The following is a 20,795-nucleotide window of genomic DNA, read 5'->3' as shown; positions in this document are numbered from 1 at the left end:
TCTGTGGCTTTTTTTATGCCTTTTTAACGGGCAAGTCTCTTCTTAGATCACTAAAAATTCAACAGATTGGCATTTGTTTGAAAGCCGCTGTTAAAAAGATCGACAGGCCAACTTATCTCTCAATTTTCGAGTGAAAATTCCGATAAGTTTCATAATGAAAAGGCCACTGGTAAGGCGCATTGCTATCTGGTACAGCTGGTTTTCACTCGGCATTCTTTTTCCGAGTGCCGTCTATTACAACTTCTCATCCGTCACCCTTTCTAAAGTCGATGAAAACCGAAGCCTCGCGCAAGCACGCGAAGTTTTAGGCAAGCGCTTCAGCGCAAACCTTGCGCGAAAAATGCAAGGCGATGCGGATTTAAATTATCGCATCCTCGAGAAAATCCGCGATGCGCTTCCCTGGCAATGGAAAGACAGTGCTGAGCAGTTAACCGAAGTTTTGATTGTTGAGTCTAAAAAAGCAAAGCTCGATCCCATCTTTATCATGGCTGTTATTCAAACAGAAAGTTCGTTCAATCCCGAAACTGTGGGAGCTGCTGGCGAGATCGGCTTGATGCAAATTCTTCCGGGAACCGGCGAGTGGATGTCACAAATCTATGGTCTGCCGTGGAAGGGCAAGTGGACGTTGTTTGATCCTGTGACGAATGTACGCTTTGGAATTACGTACTTTGCGCATTTGCGCGAAGAATTTGACGGGCGTTCGGGGCATTATATAAACGCCTACAATATGGGAACGGGGAATGTGCGCAAAATTGAAAAGCGCCGTAAGAAGTTAGCCATTAATAATCACTACCTCAAACGCGGTTATTCTCAACGTGTCACCAGCAATTACTCGAAAATCTATGCTGATATTTACGAGCAAAAGAAAAATCGAGAAATTGCTGGCGGCAATTCCGAAGCTACCAAGTGATCTTAACAGACTCGGCAGATTTCTTGGCTGGTCCATGATAGACAGCTTCAATATTATTCCCATCTGGATCAATTACAAATGCAGCGTAATAGCCTGGGTGATAGGGGCGTGGTCCCGGAGCACCATTGTCTTTACCGCCGGCTGCCATCGCGACTTTGTAAAATGCATCTACGGCTTTTTGGTCTTTTGCTTGAAAAGCGAGATGCACTCGTCCTGTTAGTTCGCCTGCAGAGGCTTGGCTTTTCTGTGACGAGACGAAGAGTTCATCAACCCAGAAGTAGTCATCTGCTTGTCCACCAATTGGAATGTTAAGAGATTCAAAAATAGCGAAGTAAAACTTCTTGCTCGCCTCAATATTGCGAACGACAAGTTGTATATGGTCGATCAAGCGACCGCGATGCATTTCATTGATTTCCATGCAAAACTCTCCTCTGTTTAACTATCGAAACAGACGCCTTCGGGATTGTCACCAAGGAAACTAACAGAATTGAATCTGAGAAAGCTGTCTCAGGCTGAAACAGTCCTTCGAAAAAATTCTTCTTTTTTGTATAAGATTTTTTCAAACAAGCCTTTAATCTAGGGTGTTTCAGGCCGATAAGTTCCATAGCTGTTAGTAACGGGTAAGGACATTCAAATGATTCAAAAAACTCTTTTATTCGCACTATGTCTTGGTTTCTGTGGATCTATTGGTCACGGAACTTTCCAAAAACAATCACAAGAAGACTTTGTCATCGGCCCCGCTGAAGAAGTGTCGATGCAAATGGAAGGTCAGTGCATTCCTGCACGCTTGATGAAAAAACCAATGATCCTTCCAAAGCAAAAATGTCGGTTTGGCTAAGCTTTAATCCGCAGACTGGCAATCGCTGCGGCGGCTGTTTGCGTCCCAAGCGATTTCCGTGACTTTGCCTTTAGCTACGACGTGATTTTGCAAATCCACTAATTCAATTTCGAGGCGACAGCTTTCTTTGTCGCCTTTTTTATTTAGATCTTTTTGTGAAATTTCCGTGAGGCGAAAGCGCATCCCAATATTCTGTCCTGAGTGTGTTGCCATCACTTCAAGTTTGGGCAGATCGCGCACTTCTTGGATGCCTTCTAAGTTACCAATGACTTTAAAAACAGCAGCTTTATTGCTTTGAGTGTTGAGCCAAATATAGTTTCCAGATTTATCCAGTTTTGCAGTGAAGGATTTCATTTTTTCGCTGGGAGTCTGGCTTTCCGAAGAAGCGAAAGTCAGCACGGACCGATCAATCGCGCGAAGGTTGAAATTTGTGACGACTGTCGATTCGTTGATCAATTCATTCTGGATTTTTGCAATACTTTTGCTCATCGCATGAGCAGTTGTGCCGCAGATAGACGTGATAGCGAGAAGAAGTAAGAGTGCTGATTTCATGTTGATCCCCCGTTAATGAATAGCAATAGGGGATGCAGCAAGTGTCGTACCAAGTATGCGGTGGCGAAGTGATACTTCAAGTGATGGATTATGATGGCGGTGCAGCAAAGATTCGAACTAGAAACGTCCGCTCAAGAATACCTGGGGACCCCAATATTGGTAATTAAAATTTCCATTCCATTTTGCTCCAGCGACATCGACATCAATTGCAAAAGCATTGATGGCCAGACCCGCACCAACATATTCACTGAACCAGTAATCGGTGTTGATCGCCGCTGAATAAACATTTCCCTGCATGGTCATATTGCCCGCGCCAACTTTGTAAGCGAAGGCTCCGATATTACCACCGACACTCCAAGTGGGAAAAATATAGTATTTTAAATCCACACCCAACAACGGCAGTGGCGCGCTGGCATCGGCTCGAGCTTCTCGGTTGCCATCCAGATTTCCTGCCGAAGCACTTCCTTCGATATCTAAAGTGATCACCGACCACTGAAGACCCAGTCCCGCACCAAATTCCAATTCATCCGATTTATAAAAAGAAAAATAGTACGAAATCGGAATCACGGTGAAGTTGAAGTCGGTGTCGAGTGTTGCTCCAACCGGATAGATTTCATCGCCGATTTCAATTTCTTTATCGATTGTGCGTGTACCGGTTCTTCCAAAGTTGAAATATCCTAGAGTCAGACGATTTCTCGGCGAGATCCGCCATGTGACATCTCCACGGATAATGGTTTCTTGACTGTCGAGTCCCAAATCATCTTCGGCGTTCACATCATCGCCTTGCCCGGCGTCGTTGTTGACACGAAGTTTGGTATCAAAGGAAGGTAAGAAGTAACCTAGATGGAAGATAAACATTTCTTCACCGGGTTCTGGATCTGCATGGCCCAGTATCGGCGAAAGAATCAAAGAAAAAAGAAGCACAAGTTTGACGACGCTTTTATTTTTCATGAGACCATCTTGGCGGAACGCTTACCGAAATCAATTTAAAAAGAGTGACATGCAAAATTGCAGAATGACTCTTTGGTAAAATTAAAATTGCTTTCCGAGCATAAAATAAAACGAGAGTTGGTAGTTGTCACCGTAAGCACCCGCAAGATACATCGGTCCTAAGAAGCTATCATAGGCAAGATAAGCTGTTCCTGAATAATGCCAGTGATCGGCGAGATCTTTTTCAAAGTGGTCGAAGACGCGTCCTGACTCAGCTGCAAGTCCCCAATATGTTCCGCCAATTGTTCCGGTGGGGTGATAGTATTGTAAAGAGCCGTAAGCGAGCTGGTCGCCTATTAATTCTTGATAACGATAACTTGATAAATTTAAGAAACCGCCGAGCCAACTGACATCTGCCAATGTTTCATTATCACCTTCCGTATTTTGCCCGCGTAAGGTGAGTTGAAACGCGCCCGTTCCTAAGCGCATCCCGTTGCGAAAGAGCAGTCCATAAATTCCATAGTTGTCGATTTCTTCTGATCCTCCGATTGAGTAATAGGCATAGGCATAAGCATACATACCTTCCGTCGGGAAAAAATAATTGTTTAATTGATCGTAAAACAAACTCATACGAAGACCGTAATCGTAAGTGTGAGAGTTCGGCAAAATCGAAGAGCCAATTTCTCGGCGAGCTTTATAATCATGGTAGGCGGGACCAATGCGTAACTCTCCGTACTTGGTCCAACCAGATCCTAGATCAATACCCAATGCGTTTTTTGCGTACTCGTATTGGGCCACTTGGTCGCCATCTTGGTACAAAGAAAGCGGGTCTCTTTTAAAATAATAATAAGGTGACACGAACGTGGCGCCACTGAGCTGCAAAGGTTGATAGAATTCGGTAAAAATAAACGATGAGCTTCCGGCTTGCAGAATTGTTTTCCATTCTGCCCCGAGGTCATTAATCCAAGTGCGGCGATACATGGCGGTCAGATTCCATGGGTAGGAGTTGACGAAATCAGTTCCTAGACTCAATCCGAAATTTAAATAATTCGGTCCCCAGCTTTTTTGCACAGGCAGAATCGAAAGACTTTGTCCGTTGCTTGCGTCAATCAACTCATAGTCAAGCTGACTAAAGTCTCCTCGTGCATAAAGATTCGTCAGACGTTTCGCGAAGTCATCACTCGGGAGCTGTTCACCAACTTTGACATCCAGTGATTTTTTTAAAACCTCTGGATTCACCCAGCCACTGGATCCGACCGTCACCCTGGTAATGGGTTTAGGCTTTAGACGTTTGTTTTTTCTGTTTTCAACCCAGGCAGCATATTCGGCGGGACTTACTGAATATCTCTGCAGCTCAGTTAATTTTCCCTTTGCCGCCTTTTCGCCGACAGAAAAAAGATCCTGGCCGCGACCAAAATCAGTCGAACCTAATTCATTAAAGGTGGGAGTTATCAAAGTGTCTTTCGGTGTGAGAGTCGTGGTCTGAGGTTTTACGTTTTGAATCATCATCAAACGCGTGTATTGGTCGGCGACAGAAAAAATATTGGTGATTTCTTCTTGAGTCATGGGGGCAGCGCCAACGTCGACAGCAATCACCACGTCTGCACACAACTGGCGCGCCACATCGACTGGGAGATTGCGCACCAATCCTCCGTCGACTAAGACTTTGCCTCCAGTTGGAACTGCGGGGAACACTCCTGGGACCGCCATGCTGGCTCTCATAGCCGTCACCAAATCTCCGTCTTTAAGCACCACCATATCTCCGGTGACAAGATCCGTGGCAACCGCGCGATAAGGAATGGGAAGCTGATCAAAATTAGCAACCGTTCCACCAAAGGTCAGGGAACGCAAAAATAGTTCGATTTGCTGTGTGCTAATGGCAGAGTGAGGAAGTTTGACCTTACCCTGATCTGACAAACCAACTTCAATATCTAAAAGAGAGAGAGCATCGTCTTGTTTTCGGCGAAAAGGAAAGGATTGGCGGGGGGCTTGTCTATAAAATATTTTGTTCCAGTCTGCTTTGTTGATTTCGTCTTCCAGTTCAGCTGTGGTGCGACCGGCGGCATAGCTGGCTCCGACAAGCGAGCCAATGCTAGTTCCAACGATGCAATCAACTGGGATGCGATTTTCTTCCAGGACTTTTAAAACGCCGATATGTGCAAAGCCTCGCGCACCACCTCCACCAAGTACCAGGCCCACCTTGGGACGTTGAGGAGCGGCATGCGAAGCTTCAAAGATGAATACAAAAGTAAGAGCGATTAAAATGAAAACGATTTTAATCATAGTCAAAGCACAGCATTGCTTTTCTATGACGTCTGCTTGTTTCTTGGATTTCTGCGGATTTACACAAAACGCATAGCTTCTCAGTTACCACGTATTTTGTGACAATAAATTCGAGGGATGAAATATGCTTAAAATCTTAGGGAGTGCACTGTCTGTCTTGATTTTTTCTGTGGCCTGTTTTGCAGAAAAAGATGCCGTGAAGGTCGATCCGTTAAATTCCGGTATTGATAAGATCTATGCTGATCTAGCGAATGCAAAAATATTCAATGCAGAAACTTGCCCTCATTATATCAATTCCGTCACCGATTTTATGTTTAAGCAGCCCGCTGATTATTTTATTCCCAAGACGCTGGATCAAACGGCGGAGTTCAAAAAAAATGGCGATAGTATGATCAAAAAGATCTTTTTAATTCGGCTGCGATTGCGAGATAAGGCCTTGCAGTTTGATAAGCAGGGAAATCTCTCGAATGAGTGCATGCTAAAAGTCCGTGAGGGTTTACAATATGCGCGTTTTACAGAGGAATATCTGCTCGAATGGTTGGTGCATCATAAAGCCGTCACTTATAAAAAATCTCTTATCTTAGAGGGCCCTGAACCCTTTGTTATGCGTAATCCCGAGTTTCCGGATCTGCGTATTTACCCGGGCGATGTATTTCTGATTCGCGGTAAAAGTACCGTATCAGCGATGATTGCACGGATTGGTGATGAGGAAGGAAATTTCTCACATGTCGCCATGGTCGGGCAGAATGAAAAAGGTGAACTTTTTGTGGTTGAATCCTTGATTCAATATGGAGTTGTCATAACTCCACTTGAGGAATGGCGTAAGGCCCAAGACGCGAGGGTCGCCCTCTATCGCTTTCATGATCCCGAGGTCGCCGCGAAGGCCGCAAAAATGCTGTATGCATGGGGACAAGGGCACGCACGATATGACTTTGCGATGAACGATGATGACTATTCTGAGGTCTTTTGCAGTGAGGTTGTGCGTTTTGCTTTTGATGAGGCCACCGTGGGTGCTGTGAAGCTTCCCAAGTACCGTAGCCATGTTTCAAAATTTAAGGGCGGAGCTTATCCCAAGTCTCTGGGAGTTATGGGAAGCAGTTTGTTTGCACCCTATGATTTGGAAGTAGAACCACATTTTAGCTTTGTGGCAGAGGGACGATATTATCCTTTGCTGCGACAAGTTCGCATGCAGGACTCAGTTTTACAAAGCGTATATGAATGGATGATTGGGAAGGGTTATGTCTTTTACGATTCGGCGTGGGTGACGACGCAGGCCTATTTGGGAAAAGGAATTCGTTATTTGGGCTTTATGTCAGAGGATTTTCCGACCTATATGCCAATCAAAACGATGAAATCAGTCTTGCAATTTGAAACTGTGGCCGACGCATTGGAAGCTCATCTTAAAAAAAAGGAAGATGAGTATTATAAGGCCAAAGGTTATCTGCCTTCATTTATGGATATGATGGTCTGGAATGATGAATTCAGAAAACAAGACTGTCAGCTTTTTAAAGAAGGCAATAAGTCGGCTTTTCATTCGATCTATCGTAACGAGACCTGTGATTAGGTTAAGAGTCCCCAGGTTTGTAAGAGGTCGCTATCGCGATTCCAACGTTCGCCGATATCTGTTCGATAAAACATGTTAGGTACTTGAATGTTTTTTATTCGCGAGTAGGCTTCTTTGCGGGCATCACCCATGGTCGATCCAGCACCAGTTACCACCATTGAATATCCCGAGGTTCCAGTGAGCAGCCATTCGCCGTCGACCAATTTAATTTCACAGGGATAGACTCCTTCTGTGCTAGGTTTTTTAAAAACCACGGGCGCATCTTCCGAGAACTTTCGAAAAGTTTCATTATCCGAAAACGGAAAAGGCGGAACGGCGACAACAACAGCGATTTGCAGACCCCTTTTTGTTCGGAGAGGGAAGTCGTGACCAGCGGCGAGGGCGTACATAAATTCGCCCCACTTTGAAAGTATACCTTCTAATTGCAAATTTAAAGTAGGATAGCCAAAGCGTGGTGTGAATTCCAAAGGATAGATACCTCGTGCATTGACGATGCAATTGATATCGAAGTACCCCACATAGCCTTGGATACGAGATTCCATTTTTCCGAGAGTTTCTTTAAAGAGCCGCGTGTCCATCGCCCAGAATCCCGAAGTGCCCATTTCTCCGGTCGAGGGGCCAATATCATTGTTCATCATTTTCTTATGTTCAAAGTTCACAAGGGCGGGAAGAATAAATTTTTTGCCATTATAAAATGCACCAATTGCGACTTCGACACCTGAAACAAATTTTTGAATTTGGAAACGTTTGATTTTTTTTCCCCAGCCCTTGCGGTAGCGTTCCAGGATAGTGATAACGTCTTTGCCGTCTTCTTCTTGCCCGACATAAGAAAGGACTTTGTCGTTTTGGGCTTTGCCGCTTGGTTTGACAACACATCGTTGAGGATTGTCTCTGATAAACTGAATGGCACTGTCAAAGTCTTGAAATTCCCAAGAGGGAATTGTGGTGAGACCGGCGGCCTTCATTTCCGTTGTTCCAAATTCACGATCAAATTCAAGTTTGTCAGAATATCGAGTTCCGCCAACCACTTTGTGGCCTTCTTTGCGGAGGCGTTCGCAGACATCTCCAAAATCAGAGTCATCAAAAATAATGGCATCGGCCCATTTCTTGTACTCTTCCCAGTTATCAATTTTTTCAACAAAGCCGTCACCGACTTCTTTTTCTGTTCGCGATAAAACAGTGTATTTAACTTCGTGTCCTTCTTTCTGGATTTGCGAAGCCAAGGCGTGGAGAGAAGAATATCGGGTCACAAATAGAAATTTCATTTTTAAAGATTAAACGGATTTCGCAAAATCAGGAAATAAGAGAAGAGGAAGCTGTTCAATAGCAACTTTGCGCTTCGTCAGAAATTCTATTTAAATGCGCCAGAGGTTGCGGAGAGTTTTGAATTGGCATTTAATAAATAGATGAAGGGAGATTGGTATGTTGAAAGTTTTTATTTTATCTTTTGCGATTTCGATTTCGGCGCAAGCTCAAGTGTCTTTGCAAGTATTCGGTCCTGGTGGTCCAGCTCCCGCGATGAAGGCTTGTGCCGCCGCTTACGAGAAAGAGAAAGGCGTTAAAGTTCAGATTAACGCGGGCCCTTTTGAAAAATGGAGTGAACAAGCTCCTACGGCGGATTTATTTTACTCAGGTTCTGAAAATATGATGGATGGGTTTGCGGAAAAGATACCAAATCTAGATGCGGCAACGATTCAAACTCATTACCTAAGACCATCGGCTATTTTGGTTCGTCCTAAAAATCCTAAAAAAATTAAAGGCATTAAAGATCTGGTAAATCAACCTTTGAAAGTCATCGTGGTTAACGGTGCGGGGCAAGTGGGAATGTGGGAGGATATCGTAGGTGGGCTTAAGAGTGCCGATGCCTTAAATAAATTTCGCGCCAATATTGTATTCGCTGCGAAAAATACCGGCGAGGCGGAAAAGAAATGGAACGAAGATCCTTCCATCGATGCTTGGTTGGTCTTTAATATTTGGGGCACACGCAATCCTGAGTCGGCACAAATCATTGCCACAGAAAAGAACTTAACTATTTATCGTTCGATGGGAACTGCTTTATCGAAGTCGTCTCAACAAAAGGATCAAGCCACTGAATTTGTGAATTTTGTGAAATCGAAAACTTGCCGCAAGCTTTTTGAAAAAGAAGGTTGGTTTTAATGAGAACCATCTTTTATAGCGCCACCAGTTTGAACGGCTTTATCGCTGATGAGAATAACTCCCTCGATTGGTTATTTCAGTTCGGGGGAGAAGGTGCACATGATTTTGATTCCTTTATAAAAGATGTGGGCGCCATTGCCATGGGGGCTACGACATATCAATGGGTGTATGACAATGCGATCGCTAAAAATCCAGAGCGACTTGAGCCCTGGCCCTATGCTCAGCCAAGTTGGGTTTTTACCCATCATAAGCTCCCGCATATTCCCGATGCAGATGTTAAGTTTGTTCAAGGAGATGTAAAACCGATACACGATGAAATGGTGAAGGTGGCCAATGGTAAAAACATTTGGGTTGTGGGAGGCGGAGAGCTCGTCGGAAAGTTCTATGATCAAGGGCTGTTGGATGAACTTATTTTGCAGGTAGCTCCATTAACCTTAGTGGGTGGTGCTCCGTTGTTGCCTCGGAGAATTCACCCGCCGATGAAGCTATTAGGCGTTTCTACCAAAGCGGCTCCATTCGTCGAACTGCACTATGAAATACCGAAGGCCTAAAATATAGAAGTTCAATGTGAGTTGTAGTGAACTTCTGTAACAGAATATTTCTTTGTCTTTCAAAAATGTGTCGCTGCAAATAAAATATTGAGCAGAGAAATAGTTTTTTATAAAACTATGTCCATGTCTGAAGAGAAGAGTTCAAGTTTTGAAGCACGTTGTGGAGTTATCATTGCAATTTTTGCTGCCATTATGGCGGTGAATGATTTAGTCGCAGGGAAATACGGTGATGATGAAATCATCGGCACGAACGATAAAGCCGCAGCTTACATGTGGTATCAATCTAAAAGTATCAAAGAGACTCTCGTAGATGGAGAAAGATCTTTACTTGAGAGTTTACAAACCGCAGGCGCTATCAAGCCGGGTGCGGAAAAGGCAATTGACGAGCACATTGTGAGTTTGCGCATGAAGAGCGCTCGCTACAAGAAAGAGAAAAATGAAATTCTAAAGGGTTCGCAACAAGTCGGAAAAGACAACTGGGTGCAAGATCTTAATGGCGAGCTGGGCAAGATTATCGGCGCACAAGAAATTGAAAACCATCTGTCTGTATTAGCCAAGGCCGGAGATCGTTTTGATCTTTCCAGTTTGTTTTTTCAACTGTGCCTTGTTCTTGGTGCCCTGAGTTTGATCTTGAAAAAGCAATCCCTTCAGCATCTGTTTTTTTCTGGAATGTGTATCTTGGGTACGATGGGCTTAGGCCTTTCGCTATGGACTCTTTACGTCATCACATAAGATCTTTTTGAAGAGTCCAGTGTCTTTTGCCATCGTCTCTTCGCAAGCCTTTTTGTAAAAGAAAGGCTAAAATCTTTAGAGGCGAGGTTGGAAATGAAGTTCACCCGACTCTTGGCTTTATTAACTTGTCTTTGGGGAATCCCGCGGGCAATGGCCCAATCAGTTCCGTTTTATAGTATTACGACGGAAGATTATCCTCCATACAGTTTTTATGATGAAAGTTCCAAGCGCATTTTAGGACACTCCACCGAAAGAGTGCGGAGATTGATGAAGGCTGCCGGATTTAAGTTTGAAATCAAACTGTATCCTTGGATGCGAGCATATAATAAAAGTTTAACGGGCCCTCGCCACTGTGTTTATTCAACAGCCCGAAATCCAGAGCGCGAACCTAGTTTTTATTGGATTGGTCCGTTAGTTACAGTTGAATGGTCTTTGTTTGCAAAGAAGGGCACGCCTGCCGCGCAAGTGCGAACCTTGGAGGAAGCTAAAGAATACGTGGTCGGAGGTCTGGAGGGTGATGCTTCCTTAGCCGAGTTAAAACGCCAGGGGTTTAAAACCGAATCTGTCGTTACCAATTGGCTGAATAAGGAAAAACTAGTCGGACAAAGAGTTCAGCTCTGGATTGATGATCCTCTTTATATTGAATTTGAAGAAAAAGGTGGGGCGAATCTTTTTGACTACGTCAAGGTCGTCAAAGTCGCAAGCTCCGATCTCTATTTAGCGTGCAATATTCAAACACCACTTAAAGAAATCGAAACTCTTAAGAAAGCCTTTCGACGATTGCGCTAAGGCTCATTAAGGTGGTAAACGCAAGCTGCATGTCGGAGATTTTGATCCTCAAAAAAGTAGAGATGTTGTTCGAAAAAACTAAGACCTGCTTTCGCGAGTTTTGCTGCCGTGAGTTTTACGGAATAATCATTGAAGCGATACTCTTGGGAGTACAGAAGCGGCTTGCGTTCGGTGAGATTTGCAACACCGAGGTGTTTTTCTAGATGGACGGATCTGGCGCGAAAGATCTCTTGTGCATCGAGAGTCGTAAGACCTTTAACTAATATTCCAACATACTGAAGCGTTCCTTTTTCATTAAGCCGAAATTCCAATTCCGCTTTTGCAGGGACTTTGGGTAAACCGATTTTTTCAAGTTCGACTTCAACGCATTTGATCTGATGCTGATATAAAAAACTCTTAGAACAAGCAATGCGTTTTCTTTTTAGCCACTGCGTAAGTTGAAACTCAGTTGTTTGATTGAGATTTAAACTCCAGATTTTGGTTTGCGGAGCAAATTGCGGGTACTCCAGACTTGCGTCCGTTCTTTTAAGTCGCAGTCCTTCAATTTCCTTCGCAGCTGTTTTATCAACCGGGCAGTGAAAGTCAAAAAGGACGAGCAGCTCATGGGTGACGGGATTTTTTCTTCCTTCGGGTGTGTGCAAATAATAAAGAAACCCGGCTATTGGAATCAGGTAAATCAGAAAAGGTAAGACTATTCCTAACATGATCGTCTTCAGCATCGAGAACTCCGTTCGCGGATGTTCTTGGTCTCATTTTAATGCCTGACGGATCTGCTGAGGACATGTTATTTGCACATGATGACGAAGCGACGACGCATGGGCCATGGTCCTGACGGGGTGAGGACGAGGGAGTGTTTTTTCTCTGGAGATTAGAAACTATGTTCCGTATCATTTTTTGAGAGATTCAACTTAAGGAAAATGAAATGAAAAAACGTTCTTTAGTCGCCGTTACAGGTCTTTTGATTTCAATTGCAACGGGTTGCGGATTGAAAGTGATCAATCCCAATGATCAAAATAAAAACGAAGGAACATTGGCCTTAGATGTTAGCGATGGTAAGGTGGGACTAGTGGCCACATACACGTGCAAGCTAGTATCCATGGGAAATCGGTTTTCAGCTTTAGGTAAGACCGAAGAAGATGCTCGCAAAGAAGTTCTGGCAAAGTGCCAAGGACACACTTTATTGTCGTTTTGTAAGGCCGAGAAAATTACCTGTGTGAAGAATTAATTACTGGGCATTACGTAGCATTTTACTGCTAGTCGTGAGTTCGCCATTGGAATAAGTTGAATTGGCGTTGGTTCTTTCCCACAATTGCACTTCGTTGCGATAGCGATAGTTGTCGGATTCGTACATGTCGTATTCTTGCGGGGACTTTCCACCATTTAAGGTGAGCTTGATTTGAACTTCTCTGATTTCACGTCGGAGGTCAGCGGCTCCGTAGTAGTCACCACGGCTTTGCGCCTCACGAGCTTCTTCACGGAGTTTTACAATTTGATTTGAAAGAATGCGATTCTGCGAGGCTTTGATCTGGGCCTCATTGAGATTATCTGAAGCCGACTGATGTTGTACAGATTGGCAAGCCACTGTGAGGAATAGGCCCATGCAAATCGTCATAGTACGAAATTTATCTTTGAATTTGCGCATAACTTCTCCTCCAATCTCACTCTTTATCTGCAAACTGTGCCAGTCGTGGTTTTCTGTTTCAAGATGAGAAGAATTCGTCGAAAGAGCGTTTTCTGCGATCTGAGGCTGTCTAATCTATGGACAGCTGTGAGCCCAATTTTAGGCCTCCATTTTTTGGTCTAAGCCTGTGATTCTTACAAAGCTGAACCTCTCAAGTCCAATTAAAGAAGGCGAGGAGGTGGATTCCTCAGGGCATGATTTGTGTAATCTGACGGGTGAACCTTTCTGAGAGGACCCACTATGAATGCTAAGCTTATGCTCCCTAAATTAATCGCTATGACGGTGCTTTCTGGCTTTATTTCTTCGTCTGTTTTTGCAGCGACACCGACTGAAGCTCTTTACGAATCTCGCGCTGAGCTTGAGTCGGCTCAAGCCAATCGTGATGACGCTCAAGCGGGCCTCGATATGAGTGCTGACGATCTTTATCTCGCAAAAGACAATCATGCGGCTTTGACTTCCGAAGCAAAAGAATCAGCTCGCCGTATTCGTGAAGAGATCGCACGTCTTGAAAAACAACAAAAACAAAATGTAAAAGAAACGCAAAAGCTTTCCACCCAAATCGCAAGCTTGAAAAAACAAGCTCGTAACAATGAAGCTCAAGAAAAACAATTAAATAAAAAATCAGCGCAAATGGACGCTAAAATGGAAAAAGTCCGTAATGCTTGGGCAAAAGCCAAAGACGCTGAGCAAAGAAGCCATGAAGCTTTGAAGAGAGCACAGGCTTCTTATCAAAAATCTTTAATTAAAAATAAAAAAGAACACCAACGCTTATCGGGTGAAACGCGTCGTTCATTGGCACGAGTAGCGGCTAACAGAAAAAAGATTGAAGCTTTAAGAGCTAAGAAGATTCAAAACGAACAACCGACTTTGGGTCGCGTAGGATTGAATTGATCTCTCGATTTCTAATTTCTCTAGTATTGACGGGGGTGACCGTGGCTGTGAATGCCGCGTCCTCCGTTCAGTACCTTCAGTCTCATCCCTCTCAAGTTTCTGGGCCGAACTGTTTCAACTCGGCTCTTTATGCCTCGGGAATGATAAAGAGCATTCAGTACACTTCAGATGTTGAGTTTTCTTTTTATCTCCAAAACTTTTGCCAGCTAAAGTCAGATCAAACGGCTATCCAAAACGGAGATGTTGTTTCTTTCCAAAGTGGTTCTCAGTTTATTCATGCTGCCATGGCAATCAACTCCTCTGAAATCTTAGAAAAAGACAGTCTCAATGGGCTATCGACGGCCTCTGATATAACGGATCCTCAGCCCGGTCACTACGTGGTTAGAAATCTGCGCGAAAGTCTCTACGGAGAAAAAAAGTCAGAAGAATTGTTCGGTGAAAAGTATCAACGGAAAATCTATAGCTGTCGTCCTGAAAAAGCAGCCGCTGTTTTGAAATCTCAAACGCAGCCTGCCATCGTGCAGCAGCTGAAATTACGTTTAGCAATCGGAAATGTTTTAAATTTGTCGACGGATGAGCTTCGCAATCGTAAAACTCATTCGGATATCTTGCCGTTAATAAAGCAGCTGAATCTCAAATCTATTATGCAGTCGGGCCTTGGCAGTTCAGTCTTAAATCACTATTTCGCCGGATTGATTCGTTCGAACATGTATCAAATCTACTTGCTTGCTTGTGGCAAGAGTATTGAACAAATAGGTGAGTGCTACAATCCCGAGATGCGTCGGGTTCTTGATGAACAATCTCGTGTCTATAACGAAATTTATGCTTTTGAAGCGAAGTTTAACATTCCTTAAGCGGATTCTCTGTATTTCTCTCAATTTTTATTAAATTGCTCCCTCCATGGTACTGTGAATTTATAATTGTCAGATAGGAGGGCAATTGCAAATAAAGGAACCTAAAACGGCATTGTTAATTATTGATATGCTGAACACTTTAGATTTTCCTGAAGCCAAACAGTTGCGCCCTCATGCTCTCAAAGCGGCCCGCCAGATTTTGAAACTGAAAAAACGCATGCAGACAAAATCTAAGCCTGTGATTTATGTAAATGATAACTTTGGTCAGTGGCGCTCCAGCTGGCATCAAGTGTACGAAGCTTGTGTGACGGAAGGCTGTTATGGGGCTCCTCTTGCTCAGATTCTTAGGCCTGAAGAATCAGACTATTTTGTCTTAAAACCAAGGCACTCTGGATTTTTTAACACCAATCTTGAAATTCTTCTCGAAGATCTGAAAGTCAAACGACTCATTCTGACCGGAATCGCAGGTAATATCTGCGTTTACTTCACAGCCAATGATGCCTACATGCGCAACTATGATCTTTGGATCCCCGAAGACTGTATCGCTTCGAATACGGAACGCGATAACAAACAAGCTATCGCGCAAATGAAGAGTATCTTAAAAGTGAAAACGACTCCTTCATCAAGAGGCCTCATCTAGATATTATTCTTGCTGGGCTGAGGCAAAATCAGCTAAGGTAGAAATATTCTAATGTCCAGTTTCAATCAAAGGTGTTTATGGTTGCTGCGAATATTCTGTTGATCTATCCGATGTGTGCCCTCGTGCTATGACATTTATCGTTAGTCAGTTGTGTGATTTTAAAGGCGTTCTTAACGTCTCGTTTTGAGATTTCTTTGTTAAGTCGGTCTTGCAATAAGCTTAAATGATTCTAATGCTAGTAAGGCCCCCTGGAACAAACATCGCATAGATTTCCTATGATGATGAAAAGAACTCTGCTTTTTTTATTTGGAATTATGCTGACTGGGTCGGTGCTGGCCGCTGCGGGCGTGCCTCCAGCAACTGAAGCTGTGTGCGCGAACGAAGCTGAGTGTCCAAGTGGTGTGGCTCTTATTCTGGCAAAGAAACCAGACGGAGAGCTGGATCGCTGTTCTTCATTTCTCATCGACTCGCGAACGTTGGTGACCAACCGTCACTGCATTCCTGAGGACCTTCAAGATAAAACTCTTTCATGTGTTGGTCGCATTGCAGCCGTATTCCCACAAACTGCGGGTTATGCTGCCGAACGTGCCGAGTGTGAATCTATATTGAATATTTCTGAAGCAGCGCAAGAGTTTCCGACGGGTCATATGGACTATGCTGTGATTCGTTTGAATCGCCCGGTTAAGAGAGCTGCATTTCCGATCAGCCGTGAGGGCCTTCCTAATAGAATCAAAGTTACGACCTATAGTTTTGATCCCGTTCATGGGAGTCCCGTGAACGCGGTTTTACGTAAGAAGTCCTGTGAAAGTATTCAGAACACAGATTTAATTCCTGGTTATATCGATGCGCTGAGCCCGGTGGCGTCTTTTACGGGTTGTCAGATCATTCGCGGAAACTCAGGTTCGGTTGCTGTGGATGAAAAAGGCCGCGTTCGCGCGATCGTTCATGCGACTTGGCCTATGGATAAAAAATATGCTCCATTGTCTGTGATGACCAATATGGCTTGTGTGGATCTACCAACGGGTTTTCCCGTCAAAGATTCACGCTGTGATGAAAAAAGACCATCTGAATTCAATTTCAAAGCGTTCTACGCAAACGCTCTTGAAATGAATTTTGATTCGCAGTTTCAAGCATTTCAATTATCCAATCGTGCGCAATTCCGTTTTAGCAAGTCTCGGGTGTTTGCAAACGACCGCATGGTTGTCATCCCTCAGATCCAGTGCCTCGAGAAATCCGCGTTAAAAGCATTAGCCGAAGCAGGGACGACTGAGGCCATGCTGGCGTTATCGTTGCCAATCTGGGGTCCTGAGAAGTTTATTACGGCAGATTATCGCTATGATGTGGTACCTTCGCAATTTGCCTCGGCTTACACGACTGTGCAATTTGATGTTGCACAAATGTTAACCCAAGGACGCGCTCTTGCTCATGAAGTTCGTGGTTCTTATTTTATTTATTCGGATCGCGAGTATGAACTCGCGGTTTGTGGAAATTAAGAGAGGATATCCGTGAAGTTTAGTGCATTCATTTTAATTTTTGCACTTTTATCAGGGGTTGCCCAAGGTCAAGCCGTATCCCAAGCAAATCCATTGAGCAATAATTTTTATGAACGCTTGGGTGTCTCATCGTCAGCAACTACGGAAGAAATTAAAAAGGCCTTTAAAAGACTTGCGATAAAATACCATCCGGACCGTAATCCCGAAATGCACCGCGAGTTTTTTCAGAATATCAACGAAGCCTGGCAAGAATTGGCGGATGATTCAAAGCGCATGAAATATGATTCGTCTCTCAAAAAGTACTCTGCTACTTACTCGAACCCTGGTACGCACGCAAGTTATCAACAGCAATCTCAGATGAGTTCTCCTCCGCCGGGTTGGATGGAAAATGTAAATGCTTTTTGGAACAAACAACAAACTTACGAGATGAATCTGTTGCGAAACTTGGTGGGTGTGCGAGGAAATGCTCGCGCTTATTTGTACGCTTTGATAGCTGATTTAAACTGGCATCCACAAAGTAGTGTGTCGTCGTATTTTAGAACGTTGGCAATGAGTCTGATCCAGAAGTTCAATGATCTTGATAAGAACCGTATGCTTCCCGGAGAGTTTCAGCACGCGCGAAGTAAAATTGATTCTTTCATGCTCTTACCTCAGGCGGCTCGTTTCCCAGAGTTGATCGATACGCTCTTGACCGGCCGACATGTTGACTATGTCGTGGGCGAACTTTTAACAAAACCTCATTGGCGCAATCATCCTGATGTGGGTCGTTGGATCACTTGGACACTTAATCATCAATCTCCAAATAGCACGATTGCTCTTGTTGAAAAGTTTTTGCCGACAGTTCAGCAGGGCGAGAAGCAAAAAGCCTTTCTTCGTAAGATCATTGAGTCTGCATCGCAAGAAAGCTTAGATACGCTCGCGCGACATTTTCCTCATTCCGATGCATTGGTTGATTATCGAGATGAATTGGAACTGCTTTTAAAACGACAAAACGGGCAGGCTGCGAAAATCTTTGAAGCTCTTCGTGCTCTTGAGTCGGCCGAGATGTGTCGCGGACTTTTCTAATTTCCCCTCTCAAATTTTCAGAGAGTAATTCATATTTATTGTTCGAACATGAGCACCCGAATGAAAACCGTCTCTCTATAAGAATCATGTGAACTATTTAATATTCTGTCTCCTGTGTCCTGTTAAGAATCCGATAAGAAGGATATGAAATACCGCACGTTCACTATCAAAACTTCTCTTCTTGGATTTCTTCTTCTGTCTCTTTCTGCCTGCGGAATGATGGATTTTAGTTTTCTCCGCTCCACTCGAACTTTGCCCGGCGAGGTGACAGAGCCTTCTTCTGAGTTTGGTAGTCGCGGTGTTTCCCTCTGGAATCGGCTGCGTGATGGTGATTCTGATGATGAGGCGGGAGCTTTTTTGGAGCTGGCGGACGGACGCATTTGGGTGACCGGTAGAACTTCAGGGGCTGGGCCCTCACAGGGATATCTGAAGTCTTTTAATGCGGATGGCTCTCTTGATATGACGTTTGGTTATCAAAAAGGAAACGTCACGGCGATTCGGCCGGGATTCATCAGCTATTTTAAAAAGCTCGTGCAGGTAGGTGATGTAGTCTATCTAGCAGGTCAAACAAATCCCGGTGACGAGGATATTATTTTAGCGCGTTATCATTTGGATGGAACATACGATACAAGTTTCAATAAAAGTGGAACGGCAGTTTTTGATCTGTCAGGCAATTCCGACTATGTATCAGACATGGTCATACAGGCAGATGGTAAGATCCTGATTGCCGGTCAAACTAATGAAAATTTCACCGTCATTCGTGTCAATACCGACGGAAGCTTGGACACGGGATTTGCAACTGCTGGTATGTTTCTTTCTCAATTTTCTCCAGGATCATCCTCTGACCTGGTTAGTAAAATTCTGTTGCAATCAGATGGTAAAATCATTCTTGCGGGCCATACAAATGATGCGGTTGATGGAATCGGCATGATGCGACTTAATGCCGATGGAAGTCTGGATAATACATTCGGTACCGGCGGTAAGGCGAAAACAAACAATGCAAGCATCCATGTTTCTGGTGCGAAACTTTTGAGTGACGGAAAAATTATTGTTGCTGGCAGTGATGGTGCTAACACGGTGATTGCGCAGTTTACCACCACCGGAGCTTTAGACACCTCTTTCAATACGACTGGTTATGTGGTTCGAAAATTTTCCGCCTCCGACAACTTTGTGGTGAGTGTAGATGTGCAGACCGATGGCAAGATCGTAGTTGCGGGTTTTGCGGGATCGTTTTTCAGTGCACAGGCTTTTGTCGCTCGGGTTAATGCTGATGGTTCAACAGATACCACATTTAATACAACGGGATATTCCATTTTTGATTTTGTAGCGGGGCAAGATTCGTCTGTCTTCCAGGTTTCAGTCAGCGGGACGGGGCTTTTCGTCTACGGAGATACGATTGATTCGGGTGTAGGATTAACTTCGACCGGGCTTAAAAAATTCACAAGCACGGGCGCTGCGGATACCAGCTTTAATACAACGGGAACTCGAGTTATCAATATCGGCGATCAGAGCACTGATATCATGTACAGCACCAAGCGGTTGGCAAGCGGAAAGCTTTTGGCCGTCGGTGGATCGAGTTCCGGTGGGTTGCCTGAAGCAGCTCTTATTGTTCGCTACAACTCAGATGGATCGGTTGATAGTACTTTTGGAACAGGAGGGGCCGTTGAGTATGCTCCGTTTGTTGGTCCTATGTGGGAGTTTGGAGATGTTGTTGAACAGTCGGACAAGAGCATCGTTGTGCTTCTTAACTATATGGATGCCGGTGATCCGACAGTCCGCGTGGTTCGTTTTACCGAAAATGGGACCTTAGATTTAAGTTTTAATACGGTCGGCTACCGAGACATTTTTTATGAATTCGGTCTTTATGGCTCCAGTTTGGCGCTCGATACCAACGGCAACATTTACGTGGCGACGGCCGTGATGTTGGCTACAGACTTCGCACTTGGAGTTGTCAAAATCACCACTGCAGGTGCGTTGGATACATCGTTTAATACAACAGGTACACTGACGATTGATTTACCTTCAAATTCTGATGGCGCGACTCATATCCAAATTCTTGAAGGCGGCAAGATCTTACTCGCGGGAAGAAATGACGTTAGTATCGATCTCATTCGACTCAATAGTGATGGATCCATGGATGCCACATTTGCGACGGCAGGTGTGTATCAAGGAAATCCTTCAGGCGGAGCAAGCGGTTACATGTTAAGAAATGTCGTCGTTAAAAATGACAAGATATTGATTGCAGGCTCGGTCGGCGATCCTTTTGTTGGCGTCGAACCATTTGTTCTTCAGTTCGATAAAGACGGAGCTTTGGACACCTCTTTTGGAACGAATGGTTTTGTGCAACTTACATCTTACACTGATGGTGTGGTTGTTGGTGGCGCGCTTGAATCCGATGGAAAAGTAACCTTGGGTGTCGTTACTGATGATAGTGGACGGTTTGAGACTCAGCTGCGTCGCTTGAATGCTGATGGAAGTATGGATGCGACTTTTAATAGCGGTAACCCGGTCACATTTGTTGCTCCCTTTGGCTCGAAATTAGACCTCGCTACGATGTTGCAAATGCCGGATGGAGGTTACCTAATGGGTGGCACAGCCAGTTTCACTTTGCAGTCAGATTTTATTCTTTTGCGATTCACTGAAGATGGTGTTGAGTAGTTATTTTTTGCCTGAATGGGGTTAATTCACTCTATAAAACTCTATAAATGGAGTCTCACGAGGAGGCACTTTCTCCTCCTCGTCATTAGTCGAGATCTGATTATTACAAAACCGCTAAGTACCCCATTTTAATGTACTGTTACAGGGGCTCCGCCTAAAATTATTGTATTCCTTCTTGTTTGGAAACGCCTGATCTGAAGACATTAA

General features: G+C 44.2%; 21 protein-coding genes. 14 read left to right on the top strand and 7 right to left on the bottom strand.

All coding sequences use genetic code 11. From position 1 onward, the window contains the following. The first annotated feature begins 154 nt into the window (after nucleotides 1–154). Complete coding sequence (locus tag ACLWOR_RS13410) at nucleotides 155–910, top strand: lytic transglycosylase domain-containing protein (RefSeq protein ID WP_413941260.1); 756 nt, start codon at nucleotides 155–157, stop codon at nucleotides 908–910. Here the strand turns inward: ACLWOR_RS13410 and ACLWOR_RS13405 are convergent. Beyond that, complete coding sequence (locus ACLWOR_RS13405) at nucleotides 900–1,328, bottom strand: VOC family protein (RefSeq protein WP_413941259.1); 429 nt, start codon at nucleotides 1,326–1,328, stop codon at nucleotides 900–902. The two genes, ACLWOR_RS13410 and ACLWOR_RS13405, sit on opposite strands and share 11 nt — an antisense overlap. A 216-nt stretch (nucleotides 1,329–1,544) precedes the next feature. On the opposite strand from ACLWOR_RS13405, the gene ACLWOR_RS13400 reads away from it, so the two are divergent. After that, nucleotides 1,545–1,748, top strand: coding sequence for a hypothetical protein (locus ACLWOR_RS13400; RefSeq protein WP_413941258.1), 204 nt, complete (start codon nucleotides 1,545–1,547; stop codon nucleotides 1,746–1,748). Between the two features lie 3 nt (nucleotides 1,749–1,751). On the opposite strand, the gene ACLWOR_RS13395 is transcribed toward ACLWOR_RS13400, so the two are convergent. The 3 genes from ACLWOR_RS13395 to ACLWOR_RS13385 form a co-directional block, all read right to left on the bottom strand. Continuing rightward, nucleotides 1,752–2,300 carry a hypothetical protein gene (locus ACLWOR_RS13395; protein WP_413941257.1) on the bottom strand — a complete coding sequence of 183 codons (549 nt, stop codon included), beginning with the start codon at nucleotides 2,298–2,300 and terminating at the stop codon, nucleotides 1,752–1,754. A 117-nt stretch (nucleotides 2,301–2,417) separates the two neighbouring features. Further along, nucleotides 2,418–3,251: a hypothetical protein gene (locus tag ACLWOR_RS13390; RefSeq protein ID WP_413941256.1), complete on the bottom strand. Its 834-nt coding sequence runs from the start codon at nucleotides 3,249–3,251 to the stop codon at nucleotides 2,418–2,420. Nucleotides 3,252–3,332: 81 nt separating this feature from the next. Next, nucleotides 3,333–5,513 carry a patatin-like phospholipase family protein gene (locus ACLWOR_RS13385; RefSeq protein WP_413941255.1) on the bottom strand — a complete coding sequence of 727 codons (2,181 nt, stop codon included), beginning with the start codon at nucleotides 5,511–5,513 and terminating at the stop codon, nucleotides 3,333–3,335. 124 nt (nucleotides 5,514–5,637) lie between these two features. On the opposite strand from ACLWOR_RS13385, the gene ACLWOR_RS13380 reads away from it, so the two are divergent. Further along, nucleotides 5,638–7,077 carry a YiiX/YebB-like N1pC/P60 family cysteine hydrolase gene (locus ACLWOR_RS13380; protein ID WP_413941254.1) on the top strand — a complete coding sequence of 480 codons (1,440 nt, stop codon included), beginning with the start codon at nucleotides 5,638–5,640 and terminating at the stop codon, nucleotides 7,075–7,077. On the opposite strand, the gene ACLWOR_RS13375 is transcribed toward ACLWOR_RS13380, so the two are convergent. Continuing rightward, nucleotides 7,074–8,342, bottom strand: a complete 1,269-nt coding sequence (locus tag ACLWOR_RS13375; protein ID WP_413941253.1) for a phosphoribosylamine--glycine ligase — start codon at nucleotides 8,340–8,342, stop codon at nucleotides 7,074–7,076. The two genes, ACLWOR_RS13380 and ACLWOR_RS13375, sit on opposite strands and share 4 nt — an antisense overlap. 157 nt (nucleotides 8,343–8,499) lie before the next feature. Between ACLWOR_RS13375 and ACLWOR_RS13370 the strand changes: the two genes are divergently transcribed. The 4 genes from ACLWOR_RS13370 to ACLWOR_RS13355 all read left to right on the top strand — a co-directional run bounded on the left by ACLWOR_RS13370 (nucleotide 8,500) and on the right by ACLWOR_RS13355 (nucleotide 11,306). Continuing rightward, nucleotides 8,500–9,234 carry an extracellular solute-binding protein gene (locus tag ACLWOR_RS13370; RefSeq protein WP_413941252.1) on the top strand — a complete coding sequence of 245 codons (735 nt, stop codon included), beginning with the start codon at nucleotides 8,500–8,502 and terminating at the stop codon, nucleotides 9,232–9,234. Next, on the top strand, nucleotides 9,234–9,785 hold the full coding sequence (locus ACLWOR_RS13365; RefSeq protein WP_413941251.1) for a dihydrofolate reductase family protein: 552 nt from the start codon (nucleotides 9,234–9,236) through the stop codon (nucleotides 9,783–9,785). The genes ACLWOR_RS13370 and ACLWOR_RS13365 overlap by 1 nt, the downstream gene beginning before the upstream one ends. Before the next feature lie 123 nt (nucleotides 9,786–9,908). Continuing rightward, nucleotides 9,909–10,517, top strand: a complete 609-nt coding sequence (locus ACLWOR_RS13360) for a DUF4337 domain-containing protein (RefSeq protein ID WP_413941250.1) — start codon at nucleotides 9,909–9,911, stop codon at nucleotides 10,515–10,517. A gap of 93 nt (nucleotides 10,518–10,610) precedes the next feature. Beyond that, complete coding sequence (locus tag ACLWOR_RS13355) at nucleotides 10,611–11,306, top strand: substrate-binding periplasmic protein (RefSeq protein ID WP_413941249.1); 696 nt, start codon at nucleotides 10,611–10,613, stop codon at nucleotides 11,304–11,306. On the opposite strand, the gene ACLWOR_RS13350 is transcribed toward ACLWOR_RS13355, so the two are convergent. Next, complete coding sequence (locus tag ACLWOR_RS13350; RefSeq protein ID WP_413941248.1) at nucleotides 11,303–12,025, bottom strand: hypothetical protein; 723 nt, start codon at nucleotides 12,023–12,025, stop codon at nucleotides 11,303–11,305. The genes ACLWOR_RS13355 and ACLWOR_RS13350 overlap by 4 nt on opposite strands. A gap of 203 nt (nucleotides 12,026–12,228) precedes the next feature. Between ACLWOR_RS13350 and ACLWOR_RS13345 the strand changes: the two genes are divergently transcribed. Further along, nucleotides 12,229–12,531, top strand: a complete 303-nt coding sequence (locus tag ACLWOR_RS13345) for a hypothetical protein (protein ID WP_413941247.1) — start codon at nucleotides 12,229–12,231, stop codon at nucleotides 12,529–12,531. Here the strand turns inward: ACLWOR_RS13345 and ACLWOR_RS13340 are convergent, their stop codons facing one another. Further along, the gene (locus tag ACLWOR_RS13340; protein ID WP_413941246.1) at nucleotides 12,532–12,948 is read right to left on the bottom strand and encodes a hypothetical protein; all 417 of its coding nucleotides are present in this window, start codon (nucleotides 12,946–12,948) and stop codon (nucleotides 12,532–12,534) included. It abuts the gene before it with no gap. A 279-nt stretch (nucleotides 12,949–13,227) separates the two neighbouring features. Here ACLWOR_RS13340 and ACLWOR_RS13335 point away from each other — a divergent pair, with 279 nt between their 5' ends. From ACLWOR_RS13335 to ACLWOR_RS13310, 6 genes are all read left to right on the top strand, one after another. Next, entirely contained in the window at nucleotides 13,228–13,878 is a 651-nt protein-coding gene (locus ACLWOR_RS13335; RefSeq protein WP_413941245.1) for a hypothetical protein, read from the top strand. A 140-nt stretch (nucleotides 13,879–14,018) separates the two neighbouring features. Beyond that, entirely contained in the window at nucleotides 14,019–14,732 is a 714-nt protein-coding gene (locus ACLWOR_RS13330; RefSeq protein ID WP_413941244.1) for a hypothetical protein, read from the top strand. Between the two features lie 85 nt (nucleotides 14,733–14,817). Beyond that, nucleotides 14,818–15,372 (top strand): cysteine hydrolase family protein, encoded by a 555-nt coding sequence (locus ACLWOR_RS13325; RefSeq protein WP_413941243.1) that lies wholly within the window; start codon nucleotides 14,818–14,820, stop codon nucleotides 15,370–15,372. Between the two features lie 278 nt (nucleotides 15,373–15,650). After that, the gene (locus ACLWOR_RS13320) at nucleotides 15,651–16,865 is read left to right on the top strand and encodes a trypsin-like serine peptidase (RefSeq protein ID WP_413941242.1); all 1,215 of its coding nucleotides are present in this window, start codon (nucleotides 15,651–15,653) and stop codon (nucleotides 16,863–16,865) included. Nucleotides 16,866–16,877: 12 nt separating this feature from the next. Beyond that, nucleotides 16,878–17,930, top strand: coding sequence for a J domain-containing protein (locus tag ACLWOR_RS13315; protein ID WP_413941241.1), 1,053 nt, complete (start codon nucleotides 16,878–16,880; stop codon nucleotides 17,928–17,930). A gap of 144 nt (nucleotides 17,931–18,074) precedes the next feature. Then, on the top strand, nucleotides 18,075–20,588 hold the full coding sequence (locus ACLWOR_RS13310; RefSeq protein ID WP_413941240.1) for a hypothetical protein: 2,514 nt from the start codon (nucleotides 18,075–18,077) through the stop codon (nucleotides 20,586–20,588). Nucleotides 20,589–20,795: the final 207 nt, after the last annotated feature.

Origin of the sequence: Bdellovibrio sp. HCB2-146 (assembly GCF_047345725.1) — a bacterium.
Taxonomy (GTDB): Bacteria; Bdellovibrionota; Bdellovibrionia; order Bdellovibrionales; family Bdellovibrionaceae; genus Bdellovibrio.
This window is presented reverse-complemented; position numbering and strand designations above follow the sequence as displayed.

Coding starts and splice junctions, on each gene's coding strand:
- ACLWOR_RS13410 (WP_413941260.1), top strand. CDS start 155: ATGAAAAGGCCACTGGTAAGGCGCATTGCTATCTGGTACAGCTGGTTT.
- ACLWOR_RS13405 (WP_413941259.1), bottom strand. CDS start 1,328: ATGGAAATCAATGAAATGCATCGCGGTCGCTTGATCGACCATATACAA.
- ACLWOR_RS13400 (WP_413941258.1), top strand. CDS start 1,545: ATGATTCAAAAAACTCTTTTATTCGCACTATGTCTTGGTTTCTGTGGA.
- ACLWOR_RS13395 (WP_413941257.1), bottom strand. CDS start 2,300: ATGAAATCAGCACTCTTACTTCTTCTCGCTATCACGTCTATCTGCGGC.
- ACLWOR_RS13390 (WP_413941256.1), bottom strand. CDS start 3,251: ATGAAAAATAAAAGCGTCGTCAAACTTGTGCTTCTTTTTTCTTTGATT.
- ACLWOR_RS13385 (WP_413941255.1), bottom strand. CDS start 5,513: ATGATTAAAATCGTTTTCATTTTAATCGCTCTTACTTTTGTATTCATC.
- ACLWOR_RS13380 (WP_413941254.1), top strand. CDS start 5,638: ATGCTTAAAATCTTAGGGAGTGCACTGTCTGTCTTGATTTTTTCTGTG.
- ACLWOR_RS13375 (WP_413941253.1), bottom strand. CDS start 8,342: ATGAAATTTCTATTTGTGACCCGATATTCTTCTCTCCACGCCTTGGCT.
- ACLWOR_RS13370 (WP_413941252.1), top strand. CDS start 8,500: ATGTTGAAAGTTTTTATTTTATCTTTTGCGATTTCGATTTCGGCGCAA.
- ACLWOR_RS13365 (WP_413941251.1), top strand. CDS start 9,234: ATGAGAACCATCTTTTATAGCGCCACCAGTTTGAACGGCTTTATCGCT.
- ACLWOR_RS13360 (WP_413941250.1), top strand. CDS start 9,909: ATGTCTGAAGAGAAGAGTTCAAGTTTTGAAGCACGTTGTGGAGTTATC.
- ACLWOR_RS13355 (WP_413941249.1), top strand. CDS start 10,611: ATGAAGTTCACCCGACTCTTGGCTTTATTAACTTGTCTTTGGGGAATC.
- ACLWOR_RS13350 (WP_413941248.1), bottom strand. CDS start 12,025: ATGCTGAAGACGATCATGTTAGGAATAGTCTTACCTTTTCTGATTTAC.
- ACLWOR_RS13345 (WP_413941247.1), top strand. CDS start 12,229: ATGAAAAAACGTTCTTTAGTCGCCGTTACAGGTCTTTTGATTTCAATT.
- ACLWOR_RS13340 (WP_413941246.1), bottom strand. CDS start 12,948: ATGCGCAAATTCAAAGATAAATTTCGTACTATGACGATTTGCATGGGC.
- ACLWOR_RS13335 (WP_413941245.1), top strand. CDS start 13,228: ATGAATGCTAAGCTTATGCTCCCTAAATTAATCGCTATGACGGTGCTT.
- ACLWOR_RS13330 (WP_413941244.1), top strand. CDS start 14,019: ATGATAAAGAGCATTCAGTACACTTCAGATGTTGAGTTTTCTTTTTAT.
- ACLWOR_RS13320 (WP_413941242.1), top strand. CDS start 15,651: ATGATGAAAAGAACTCTGCTTTTTTTATTTGGAATTATGCTGACTGGG.
- ACLWOR_RS13310 (WP_413941240.1), top strand. CDS start 18,075: ATGAAATACCGCACGTTCACTATCAAAACTTCTCTTCTTGGATTTCTT.